This is a genomic window from Lapidilactobacillus concavus DSM 17758 (assembly GCF_001435835.1).
GTDB classification, from domain to species: Bacteria; Bacillota; Bacilli; order Lactobacillales; family Lactobacillaceae; genus Lapidilactobacillus; species Lapidilactobacillus concavus.
On the sequence record NZ_AZFX01000032.1, the window covers coordinates 1 to 11,645 of the forward strand.

Annotated in this window: 10 protein-coding genes; 8 read left to right on the top strand and 2 right to left on the bottom strand. The window is 42.9% G+C overall.

Going from position 1 to position 11,645, the window contains the following annotated elements; all coding sequences use genetic code 11:
* Positions 1 to 27: 27 nt before the first annotated feature.
* Entirely contained in the window at positions 28 to 159 is a 132-nt protein-coding gene (locus tag FC15_RS09110) for a transposase (protein ID WP_157051238.1), read from the bottom strand.
* A 339-nt stretch (positions 160 to 498) separates the two neighbouring features.
* On the opposite strand from FC15_RS09110, the gene FC15_RS02975 reads away from it, so the two are divergent.
* The 5 genes from FC15_RS02975 (at position 499) to FC15_RS02995 (ending at position 6,965) form a co-directional block, all read left to right on the top strand.
* Positions 499 to 1,803, top strand: a complete 1,305-nt coding sequence (locus FC15_RS02975) for a D-serine ammonia-lyase (protein ID WP_057823828.1) — start codon at positions 499 to 501, stop codon at positions 1,801 to 1,803.
* 312 nt (positions 1,804 to 2,115) lie between these two features.
* Positions 2,116 to 3,201 carry a BMP family lipoprotein gene (locus tag FC15_RS02980; RefSeq protein ID WP_057823831.1) on the top strand — a complete coding sequence of 362 codons (1,086 nt, stop codon included), beginning with the start codon at positions 2,116 to 2,118 and terminating at the stop codon, positions 3,199 to 3,201.
* Between the two features lie 112 nt (positions 3,202 to 3,313).
* A complete protein-coding gene (locus FC15_RS02985) occupies positions 3,314 to 4,855 on the top strand; it encodes an ABC transporter ATP-binding protein (protein WP_057823833.1) in 1,542 nt (513 codons plus the stop codon).
* On the top strand, positions 4,855 to 6,012 hold the full coding sequence (locus FC15_RS02990) for an ABC transporter permease (RefSeq protein WP_057823835.1): 1,158 nt from the start codon (positions 4,855 to 4,857) through the stop codon (positions 6,010 to 6,012). Before FC15_RS02985 ends, FC15_RS02990 begins: the two co-directional genes overlap by 1 nt.
* Positions 6,009 to 6,965, top strand: coding sequence for an ABC transporter permease (locus FC15_RS02995; RefSeq protein ID WP_057823838.1), 957 nt, complete (start codon positions 6,009 to 6,011; stop codon positions 6,963 to 6,965). The genes FC15_RS02990 and FC15_RS02995 overlap by 4 nt, the downstream gene beginning before the upstream one ends.
* Before the next feature lie 92 nt (positions 6,966 to 7,057).
* On the opposite strand, the gene FC15_RS03000 is transcribed toward FC15_RS02995, so the two are convergent.
* Complete coding sequence (locus tag FC15_RS03000) at positions 7,058 to 7,924, bottom strand: RluA family pseudouridine synthase (protein WP_057823840.1); 867 nt, start codon at positions 7,922 to 7,924, stop codon at positions 7,058 to 7,060.
* A gap of 104 nt (positions 7,925 to 8,028) precedes the next feature.
* On the opposite strand from FC15_RS03000, the gene FC15_RS03005 reads away from it, so the two are divergent.
* From FC15_RS03005 to FC15_RS03015, 3 genes are all read left to right on the top strand, one after another.
* Positions 8,029 to 10,128 carry a PBP1A family penicillin-binding protein gene (locus FC15_RS03005; RefSeq protein WP_057823842.1) on the top strand — a complete coding sequence of 700 codons (2,100 nt, stop codon included), beginning with the start codon at positions 8,029 to 8,031 and terminating at the stop codon, positions 10,126 to 10,128.
* A 94-nt stretch (positions 10,129 to 10,222) separates the two neighbouring features.
* Positions 10,223 to 10,567, top strand: coding sequence for a YlbF/YmcA family competence regulator (locus FC15_RS03010; RefSeq protein WP_235803320.1), 345 nt, complete (start codon positions 10,223 to 10,225; stop codon positions 10,565 to 10,567).
* Positions 10,568 to 10,638: 71 nt separating this feature from the next.
* Positions 10,639 to 11,529: a 3'-5' exoribonuclease YhaM family protein gene (locus tag FC15_RS03015; RefSeq protein ID WP_057823846.1), complete on the top strand. Its 891-nt coding sequence runs from the start codon at positions 10,639 to 10,641 to the stop codon at positions 11,527 to 11,529.
* Positions 11,530 to 11,645 lie beyond the last annotated feature (116 nt).

The window sequence follows — 11,645 nt, forward strand, 5'->3', positions numbered from 1 at the left end:
TTAATTATGGCACAACTGTTCAGAAATTTATGTACCAAATACTAGGATAGGAGCATCTGACTTGATACCGTATTTGCGTGCAAGTTGACCGATCCCAACAGAATAATTGAGATATTCTTGAACAACTCTAAACTTAAACTCTTTTGAGAACTTAGACATATGAAAACCCCCGGTATTGGATTTGGTCCAACATCGGGGGTTCAGTTCAACATTTACTTCTGTGAATGTGCTTTTTTGGTTCATCGTCAACTAAAGTTCATCAAAAAGTGGGAGCTGTCATGCCATGCTTGTAGACAGGCATAGATTTAATCTACTTTCTCACCATCGTGCTGCCATGAGACTTAAATCTATCCATTTTAAGAAACCCAACAACGTTAAACTTTCATCATCAAGTCGCGCAAAGACTTGTTCAAAATTATTAAATCTTCTCATTTTTGTTACTAGTTAATTTGGAATTTGTTATACTAGGTTTAAGCCTAGATAAGGAAGAATCATAAGATGTTGGATATCAATAAACTTGTTACAGACTTTCCAGAAGTTGGTCAGCTGATTGCGGAGAAACCATTGTTTTGGCACAATCCGAATTATCAGGAATCGGCGGAGTTACCGATTGATCTTGCAGATATTTTTGATGCTGAAGCAAGGTTTCAACGTTTTGCCAAGTATTTTGAAGTCGCGTTCCCTGAGACGCTGCCAACCAAGGGGATTTTGGAGTCACCGTTGATTCCTATTCCTGAAATGCAGACTTCTATTAATGAAAAGTTGTCTTCGCCACTTGCGGGGAAGCTCTTTTTGAAAGCAGACAATCTTTTACCTATTTCCGGTTCAATCAAGTCACGGGGCGGTATTTATGAAGTTTTGAAATTCGCAGAAAAAATTGCCGTTAAAGCGGGTATGTTAGTTTATGAAGACAATTACGCGATTTTGGCAAGTCCTGAATTCAAAAAGTTGTTTAGTAAATATGGTATTGCTGTAGGTTCGACTGGTAATTTGGGCTTATCGATCGGGATTGTCGCTCAAAAACTAGGGTTCCAGACGACTGTCCACATGTCGGCAGATGCTGCCCAATGGAAAAAAGATTTATTACGCGAGAAGGGTGCAATCGTCGTCGAGTACAACGATAATTTTTCTAATGCAATTACGGCAGGTCGTGAGCAAGCAGCCAAGGATCCAAATGTCTACTTCATTGATGATGAAGGCTCTGTTGATCTCTTTTTGGGCTACTCAGTGGCTGCATTACGTTTGCAGGCGCAACTTAAGGCGGCTTCAATCCAAGTTAATGAAGATCATCCATTATTTGTTTATCTGCCGGCGGGTGTTGGTGGGAGTCCTGGTGGCGTTGCGTTTGGCTTGAAGCAAGTCTTTGGTGAGCACGTTCACCCAATTTTTGCCGAGCCCACGCATATTCCCTCAGTGACGCTGGGGATGATGACCGGGATGAACAATCAAATTTCGGTTTATGATGTGGGGATCGATGGAATCACCAAGGCCGACGGATTAGCCGTAGGACGTCCGTCACGCATTGCTGGCAAGTTTATGCGGACATTATTGCTAGGAACCGCAACTTTCCAGGATGATCGAATGATGGCGGAATTAGCACGCTTATACGAGACTGAAAAGATAAAGGTTGAGCCTTCTGCTACAAGTGGGTTTGCCATTTTACCGCGTTGCCAGACGGAATTGGCTAAGCAGTACTCGCTGACAGATTCGACCCATATTGTCTGGGCAACTGGTGGTGCAATGGTTCCGGCGGATGATTTCTCGCGATATTTATCAGAGGGTCAGTCACTTTTAGAAAAATAAATATATTTTACCGACTTAAAGTTAGCTTAATGATGGGTACGTGCTTCAAACATATAGTTACTATGGCCTAAGCCTTTAAAAATTATCATTGGTATAGTTTGTCTTTATGATTGACATATCTTAACTATTTTGATAAGTTGAATAAGGAATGTTCGGACAATAAAAAACCATCGTTCTTGTGTTTGTTTCAATTCGCGAGACATCAACCGTCTCAGAACCGTGAGTGTCGGTATAAGACGCTCATCACACTTCTATCTGGTTTCAATGATCTAAAAAGATTAGCAATCAAACTTTGAGGAGGGCTTTACAGAAATGAAAAAAGCAAAAGTTTTAGCTGCTGGTGTATTGAGTGCAATCATTGCATTGACCTTAGCAGGTTGTGCAGGTAAGAAGACAGGAACGAGTAATGATACAAGCAACTCAAGTTCGACAAAACATACAGTTGCGTTAATTACAGATACAGGTGGCGTTGATGACCGATCCTTTAATCAATCTGCGTGGGAAGGTTTGCAGAAGTGGGGCAAAGAACACGATTTGAGTCGTGGTAATTCTGGCTTCCAGTATTTCCAATCTTCGAACGAATCCGATTACATTCCGAATATTGATCAGGCAACACAAGCTGGATTTAAAACAATTTTCGGAATTGGTTACAAACTTCAACCTGCAATTAAGAAATCTGCAGAAAAATCTCCAAAGACCAATTTTGTCATCATTGATGACTCAATCGAAGGCGTTAAAAATGTTGTCTCCGCAACGTTTAAGGATAATGAAGCTTCATACCTTGCCGGAATTGCTGCAGCATATACGACCAAAACAAATACAGTTGGTTTTATCGGTGGTGTAAAGGGTGACGTCATCGATCGTTTTGATGCTGGTTACACTGCTGGTGTCAAAGCTGGTGCTAAAGAATTAGGTAAGACGGTTAAGATCATCAATCAATATGCTGGTGATTTCAATGCGCCTGATAAAGGTAAATCAATTGCACAAGGTATGTATCAACAGGGCGCCGACATTGTGTTCCATGCCTCTGGTGCAACTGGCAATGGGGTCTTTCAAGAAGCTAAAGCAATTAATCAGGATGGTGCTAAGAAGGTCTGGGTCATTGGTGTCGATCGTGACCAGTCCGCAGAAGGCAAATATACAACCAAGAGTGGGAAATCCGCTAACTTCACTTTAACTTCAACGTTAAAGGGTGTTGGCAGCGTCACTGAAGACTTATCCAATCTTTCGATGAAGGGTAAATTCCCTGGTGGCAAGCATTTGACCTATGGTTTGAAAGAGGATGGTGTTGGCTTAACAGATGGTCAATTATCTGCTAAAGCCAAGAGTGCCGTCGAGAAAGCCAAAAAAGCAATTATTGATGGTACAATTAAAGTGCCTGAACATCCTGCTAAATAAAAGCGTATAGATTATCTTTACTCCTTCGCTCAAGCAGTTGAGCAAGGAGTATTTTTATCAGAAGATTTGTACAGGTCGACTAAATCATTATCGAATAGAAAGGGAGGTAGCAATGACAAAATCAGATTATGTCATTGAAATGCGTAAAATTACCAAGGACTTCTCTGGATTTAAAGCAAATGATCAGATTGATCTAAAAGTTAAACCTGGTGAAATTCATGCACTTTTAGGCGAAAATGGCGCCGGTAAATCCACGTTGATGAATATTTTGTCTGGTTTGCTGGCGCCAACTTCAGGCGAGATCTTAATGAACGGTGAACCTGTCAGCATTGATAATCCAACGATCGCTAATCAACTTGGCATCGGAATGGTGCATCAGCACTTCATGCTTGTTGACGCGTTCACGGTGACCGAGAATATTATTTTAGGGACAGAGCCGAGTACCGGTGGTGTGATCAATCGCAAGCAGGCACAAAAAGAGATTCAAGAATTGTCTGATCGATACGGCTTGGCAGTAGATCCGACGGCTAAGGTTAGCGAGATTTCAGTCGGAATGCAGCAACGTGCCGAAATTTTAAAAATATTATATCGTGGCGCAAAAGTACTGATTTTTGATGAGCCAACTGCCGTTTTGACACCTCAGGAGATCGATGAACTGATTGAAATCATGAAGGGATTAGTTGCTGAGGGTAAATCAATCATCTTGATTACGCATAAGCTGGCGGAAATTAAACTGGCCGCTGATCGTTGTACGGTGATTCGTCGTGGAAAAAGTATTGGAACGGTCGAAGTTGCTGATGCTTCAAGTGAAGAGCTGGCAACAATGATGGTTGGCCATAGTGTGACGTTCAAGATTCCCAAAGCGCCTGCACAGATTGGCGCACCAGTCTTGAATGTCAAACAACTTGAGGTCAAAGAAAGTCGCGGAATTCCTGCCGTTAAGGGCATTGATTTCACGGTTCACGCGGGTGAGATTCTCGGCGTTGCAGGTATCGATGGGAATGGGCAAACCGAATTGATCGAAGCGTTAACTGGGCTTCGCAAGGTTTCTAGTGGTTCAATCGAGATTGAAGGACACGATTTGACGAACGCGCCAGTTCGTAAGATCACCGAAATGGGCGTCTCACATGTCCCAGAAGATCGGCATAAATACGGGCTTGTTCTACAGATGTCGCTTGCAGAGAATCTCTCGTTGCAGACTTACTATCACCAACCGCTCAGTCATCACGGTATTTTGGACTATAAACAGATTCGTAAACACGCGCTTCGGTTGATCAAGACTTACGATATTCGAACGACCAACGAACAGTTAAAGGCGGGTGAGTTATCGGGCGGCAATCAGCAAAAGGCGATTATTGCGCGTGAATTGGACCGCGATGCGAAGTTGATCATTGTCAGTCAACCTACACGTGGACTTGATGTTGGCGCAATCGAATACATCCACCGCCAATTGATCGATCAACGTGATAAAGGGAAAGCAGTGTTATTGGTCAGTTTTGAATTGGATGAGATCATGAATTTATCTGATCGTATTATTGTCTTGCACGATGGCAAAATTGCCGGTGAAGTACGTCCTGAAACAACCACCGAACAGGAATTAGGTCTGTTGATGGCTGGTTCCAGCAAGCAAGCGGCTGCCCAGGAGGTGAAATAATGCTAAGAGTCAGTCAACCAGTTAAAAAGATTTTGGTCCCATTGATTTCGATTATTTTAGGTTTTTTAGTGGGTGCCATTGTGATGTTGATTTTTAGTTATTCGCCGATGCAAGCATATAGTTCAATGTTGCGAGGCGCGCTAGGTACTAGTTCCGCAATTGGGGAGACTTTGCGACAAGCGACGCCGTTGATTTTTACAGCGTTGGGATTCTCGGTTGCTAGTTCTGCTGGCTTTTTCAACATTGGTTTATCTGGTCAGGCACTTGCTGGCTGGATTGGTAGCATTTGGATAGCACTCGCATTTCCTAATTTACCAACTTACATTCTTCTACCGCTTGCTATTTTAGTGGGTGCACTTGCGGGTGCCATTACCGCTGCTGTTCCTGGTGTGCTACGCGCCTTTTTTGGAACCAGTGAAGTTATTGTGACGATTATGTTGAATTACGTTGTGCTCTACTTGAGTACTTACTTGATGCAGAATATCATGCCAAAGAGTTTTCGAACCAGTCAAGATGCAACGCAGTCAATCAGTGCTCATGCCAGTTTGCGGATGTCTTGGCTTAGCGACCTTTTTGGTGGGTCAAGAATTAACGGTGGTTTGTTTTTAGCGCTGATTGCGTTAGTTGCCGTCTGGTTTATTATGAAAAAAACGACCCTAGGTTTTGAAATTCGTTCCGTGGGGATGAATCCATTCGCTTCTGAGTATGCTGGGATGAGTAGTAAACGAACGATTATTATGTCGATGGTTCTGTCAGGCATTCTGGCTGGACTTGGTGGTGTGGTCGAAGGGTTGGGTACTTACCAGAACTTCTTCACTCAAACTGCGTCTCTTTCCATCGGTTTCGATGGGATGGCAGTTTCCCTGTTAGGAAGTGGAAGTTCTGTTGGTATTCTCCTGTCTGGGATCTTATTCAGTGTGCTAAAGATTGGTGGACTGGGCATGCAGACGGGTGCAGGTGTGCCGTTTGAAATCGTCAACATTGTCGTTGCCAGCATTATTTTCTTCGTTGCCATTGATTATGTGATCGGACTTTTGTTCAAACAGCGTCAAACCCGTGAAACTGAGCAAATTGCCACACAAAAAACTCAGACAAGCACGACAACTTCTTCGGATATACCGGATAATCAAGAGAAGAAAGGGGGACGCATATCATGAATATGGTGAGTATGATTGCGTTAATTGTTTCCTCAATGCTTGTCTTTTCAACGCCGTTGATTTTTACCGCAGTGGGTGGCACGTTCTCTGAACACAGTGGCGTGGTCAATGTCGGTTTGGAAGGTATCATGGTGATGGGTGCGTTTAGTGCCGTGGTGTTTAACCTCACTTTTGCAGATACCTTTGGTAAAGCGACCCCTTGGCTAGCTCTAATCGTTGCGGGTGTCGTTGGAATTGCGATTTCTGCACTGCATGCGGTCGCAACAATCAATTTTCGTGCGGATCATATCGTGAGTGGTACCGTTATTAACTTATTGGCACCTGCATTAAGCGTCTTTCTCGTGAAAGCTATTTATGCAAAAGGCCAAACCGATAATATCGCACAGAGTTTTGGCTATTTTAGTTTCCCAGGACTGTCGAAGATTCCTGTGATTGGTCAGATCTTTTTCAAAAACACCTCGGTGATGGCTTACATTGCAATCGTCATCGCGATTATTGCTTGGTGGATCCAATTTAGAACCAAGTTTGGTTTGCGTCTACGTTCTGTGGGTGAGAATCCGCAAGCCGCTGACACGCTTGGGATTAATGTTTATGGTTATAAATATGCAGGTGTGTTGCTTTCTGGTCTTCTTGGTGGTATTGGTGGTGCGGTATTTGCACAATCGATTTCAGGTAATTTTTCCGCTGGGACGATTGTCGGTCAAGGTTTCATTTCGATGGCGGCGATGATCTTCGGTAAGTGGAATCCAATTGGTGCGATGGGTGCTGCACTATTCTTCGGATTTGCGCAAAGCTTAAGTATTATTGGGGGTCAGCTGCCAGGCATCTCGAAGATTCCTTCTGTCTACTTGCAATGTGCACCGTATGTCTTAACCATTTTGGTTCTCGTTCTCTTCTTGGGCAAAGCTGTTGGGCCAAAGGCGAACGGAACAAATTATATTAAATCGAAATAATTGCTTCAGTAACCATTATTGTCAAAAATAACCTTCTTAAGTCTGACCAATCGATCTAATCATTGTTGGTGGACTCGAGAAGGTTATTTCAATTATTTTGGAAAATAGGTAGGTAATGGGGCTTGTACGCGTTGAATGGTATGGAAACCAAAGGGTTGTTCGTAGCTTAATTGATAGCCATGAAGCAACATTTTGTCATTCGGATGTGTGTTGTCGTTATAAAGTGGATCGCCGATGATTGGGTGACCAAAATGGCTCAAATGGACTCGAAGTTGGTGTGTTCGTCCGGTTTCCAGTGTTAATTTAACCAGTGCGGCATGATCAGTTCGCTTCAAAACTTGAAAATGAGTCGTTGCAGGAAGACCGTTCTCAGGATCTACTCGAAATTTACGAATATCATTGGGATCAGACGCAATCGGTCCGGTTAACGTGCCACTATCTGGTAGCTGTGGATGTTCAATCCATGCGAGATAGTCCCGTTTCATCATTTTCGAACTTAATTGTCGATTGTAAATAGGGACAACTACGGTACTTTTTGCAATCAGCAGGGCGCCGCTGGTCTGTTGATCCAGACGATGAACAATCAAGACGTTAGGGGAGTTGGCTTGGAGATAATTCAGCATAGTACCAGTTTCGTCTGGTCGATTAGGATGGGTCTTAATACCTGCAGGTTTATTGAGCACTAGCGTGGTTTCATCTTCAAACAGAATCGTGGGGCGCTGGGAATCATCTGGTAAATATGATTGTGTGTTGGTGGGTAGAAAATCAAAATCAAGTGTAATCAGATCGTTTCCATGGACTAATTCATCGAAATGGTGATAGCGTTGATTAACTAGAATTTTTTCTTGAATGCGCAATAAATGTTGCCACTTGCGGGGAACTAACCAATATTTGAGGAGTTGTCGAATGGTGAGTGGTTCAAAATAATCCGGGAGTTGAATCGAAAAATAGGTCTTCATGACGTCTTCCTTCGCTGATTTCTAAAAAAGTTGTAAATGAGGCGTTGGTCCGATGGAAATTGAAGCGGTCGTGTTAAAATTAAACTCATTGGTGGTTGATAAAGATGAAACGTAAGCACGATCAAAAACAACGCCCACGAGAAGAGCAGCATCTCTATCTTAACGGCTTTTGGCAAAAATTAAAAGTCGCATGGCGACACGCAGAATTAACACGCTGGTTGATCCTGGTGTTTTTAATTCTGTTTTTGGGTATTTCGACCTTTTATACGATTAAGGCAAAAACCGCAAATGTGGGCGACCTCAAAGCATCTTTAAAGACGGTGACCACGGTTATTGATCGCAATGGTAAGAAAGCGGGTAGTCTCTATTCACAAAAAGGAACTTTCGTCGAACTACCAGAAATTTCGAAAAATGTTCAGCATGCAGTGATTGCAACCGAAGATCGAACTTTTTATTCAAATCACGGTTTCAGTATTAAGGGTATTGCCAGAGCAGGTGTGAACTATATTATACACCATGGCCAAATTAACGGCGGCGGAAGTACAATCACGCAGCAATTGGCTAAGAATATGCTACTGACACAGAAGCAAACTTTCACGCGTAAAATCGCAGAATTATTTTTGGCGATTGAAATCAATCGTGTCTACAGCAAGCAAGACGTTTTAACCATGTATTTAAATAATGCCTACTTTGGAAACGGTATTTGGGGCGTTCAAGATGCGTCCAAGCGGTATTTCGGACGTAATGCGAGTCAGCTCACGGCTGCACAAGGGGCGACACTAGCAGCGATGCTCCGGAATCCAACTTTCTATGATCCTGTTAAGCACCCCGAGAATGCGACTAGTCGTCGTAATTTGATTCTGGATCTTGAGCAACAAACGAATTTTCTATCTTCGTCTGAGGTTTCGACAGCTAAGCAAGAGGCTTTGACAATCACAAACACCTATTCAGCGACGAATAATTACCGCTATCCGTACTATTTTGACGCGGTAATTAGTGAGACGATAAATGATTATGGTATTTCTGAATCAGACATCCTGAACAAGGGCTATAAGATATATACGAGCTTAGATCCTAATGCCCAAACACAGATGCAGAATGCCTACAATAATAATTGGTTGTTCCCGAGCAATTCAGCAGATGGGACGATGCCACAATCCGGATCAATTGCGCTTGATCCACAAACTGGCGGTGTTTTAGCGGTTGTAGGTCGGCGCGGCGAGCATAGTTTCAGAAGTTATAATTATGCCACGATGATCAAACGTCAGCCAGGATCGACGATCAAACCGTTAGCCGTCTACGCTCCGGCGTTGGAAAATGGATATCATTATGATTCAGAATTGACAGATAAAGATATGACCTTTGGTAAAAATCAATATCACCCAACAAATGTGGATGGCAGTTATCTTGGTCAAGTCCCAATGTACCAGGCGCTTGCGCAGAGCCGTAACGTGCCCGCCGTCTGGTTACTTGATCAAATTGGGATCAGCAAAGGTGTGGCCTCGTTAGAAAAATTTGGTATCCCAGTGCCCAAAGTCGATCAAAATTTAGCGCTTGCCCTAGGTGGCTTACAGACGGGTGTTTCACCGTTACAGATGGCGCAGGCATACACGGCATTTGCTAATAATGGCAAGATGACGACCGCACATTTTATTACCAAAATCGTTGATGCAACTGGCGCCGTGATTGTTGATCATACCAAAATCTCAAGCAAAACAGTTCTCAGCAAAAAAGTGGCGGAAACGATGACGAGTATGATGTTAGGTGTCTTCAATGAAGGTACCGGTAAGAACGCCAAACCCATTGGTTATAATGTTGCGGGTAAAACAGGGAGCACTGAATTGCCAGACAGTTATCCCGGCAGTGGCACGAAGGATCAATGGATCGTTGGTTATACCCCTGATATTGTGGTGGCAACTTGGCTCGGTTATGACAAGACGGATGAGCAACATTATCTCACAGCAAGTTATATCGGCGGTATTTTCAAACAAGAAATGACTAATATTTTACCTTATACGGCACGTACCAGCTTTTCAACAGAGGATGCAGCGGCAATTGCTTCTCAAAATGGACAAAGCACCGGAAGTGGTCATAGTGGGGACTGGTTTGCCGATTTTGAAAATAGCGTTGGAGATACACTGAATCATGCCAAAGAAAAGGTTAATGAATGGTATAATGGAGTTAAAGGCTTATTTGGCCATTAAAACGTGCTTGTCCCTGAAATCACAGCAAGTTTGAACGATTCAAAATCACTCATTGCAAGATACTCTACGACGGCACAAATAAAGGAGCAAGATGATGACAATCAATATTTATGATAATGCAAACGAGATGGCGACTGCTTTAAGACAGACACCGGAATACACGGCATTGAAGACTGCTTTTGCAAAGATGAAGGCCGATCCAGTTGCCTATGGTTTATTCCAGCAAATGGAGAAATTACAGGCGGAGTTCCAGCAGAAGCAGGCGTCCGGACAAGAAATTTCTGACGATGATATCCAAAAAATGCGTGATTTCAGTGGTAAATTGATGCAAATCGACTTGATGAAAGATTTGATGTCATGTGAACAAGAAATGAATCGCGTGATGGATGAATTGAATCAGATTGTCACCAAGCCAATCACAGAGCTGTATCAAGACTAGTAAAAGAGGTGGCTATCTTGGCAGGACAACTTGCTAATTTAAAAAATGGGGCACCTTTCCAGATTGTTGTGATGATTAAACAGGCGGAAGTTCGCGTTGCTAAAAACGGTAAACGATTCATCTCGCTTATTTTTCAAGATCGAAGCGGTGAAATCTCTGGAATGTATTGGGATGCTAAAGACGAAGACATCCAGCATTTTGCAAGTGGGGCAATCGTTCATCTTGAGGGTCAGCGTGATCTTTACAACGGGCAGCCACAAGTCAAAATCACTAAACTATTTTTAGCGGATTCAAATGAAGGTTTTCAAACGAGTCAATTCGTTGCACAGGCACCGATGTCTTCTGCACAGATGCAAGATGAAATCCAGAAGGCCATGTTTGATATCCAGAATGCAAAATGGAATCGAATTGTTCGTTTCTTGTTACAGAAATATCAGAATGCTTTTTATGAGCACCCTGCGGCTAAGTCGAATCATCATGACTTTACCGGTGGGTTAGCATTTCATACACTGAGCATGATGCGGCTAGCAAAGGCAATCAGCCAACAATATTCGCAAATAAATTACTCACTGTTGCTCGCAGGCACAATTTTGCATGATTTGGGTAAGACAATTGAACTGAGTGGAGCGGTTGGCACTGAATATACGGTTCCTGGCAATCTGATTGGACACATCGTCTTGATCGATGAACAAATCGTTTTAGCTTGTCAGGCACTGAAGATTTCTGAAGCGGATGAAGATGTGTTGCTGCTTAGACACATGGTTCTTGCGCATCATGGCTTGCTTGAATATGGGTCACCTGAACGGCCGAAGTTACTAGAGGCGGAAGTGTTGCATTATATCGATGAGATCGATGCATCAATCAATATGATTTCAAAGGCATTGAATAAGACAGAGCCAGGAAGTTTTAGCGAACGTGTCTTTGGCCTGGACAATCGCCAATTCTATCGGCCTAAAGATTAGAAAAGTTTCATCCACGATTTTAGAGATGATGATCAACGTGAAAAAAGCGTAGCTGTGGTTTTGAAGTGCAACATAAAAGTTAGACAAAAATAAATAGTTTTACGCAGCTAAGGTAT